The 414-nt window shown below is 38.6% G+C and carries 1 pseudogene; it reads right to left on the reverse strand.

The window, feature by feature from the left end:
• A pseudogene (locus HGH47_RS12330) lies at positions 1–404 on the reverse strand (IS5/IS1182 family transposase); the annotation flags it as partial.
• Positions 405–414 lie beyond the last annotated feature (10 nt).

Here is a 414-nt window from a genome sequence, read left to right on the forward strand (position 1 = left end):
AAGCCTATTGCAAAGGTATTCTCATTGCCTACTTGTACATTGTAGCCGGGCTTTAACTGCCCATTCTTCATAGCATCTTCTTTCATCCTCATAAAAGTGGCATCATGATCGGTTTTAGAAAAACTGTTTCTCCCATTAAAGGTTGCGTTGTATGCTTCATATTTTTCTTTTCGCGGCAGCAGCTCTGTCTCAAGTTCTTTCTTTGCTTTCTCCAGTTTTTTTTTAACTGTTTTTGCTTTCTTCTCACTGTTCTCTGCCAACGCTTCAAGCTTGTTATTTATCTTTTGCGCAACTTCTTTGATCTCTTCGCTCGTTACCTCTGCTCCTTCTCCAAGCTCTTCTAAATCTTTATCGCCATATATATCATTTTCTTGTTCGGCTATCGTATTTATTTCTTTTATCAACTCCCTGACC

Source organism: Treponema sp. OMZ 805 (assembly GCF_050937395.1).
GTDB lineage: Bacteria > Spirochaetota > Spirochaetia > Treponematales > Treponemataceae > Treponema.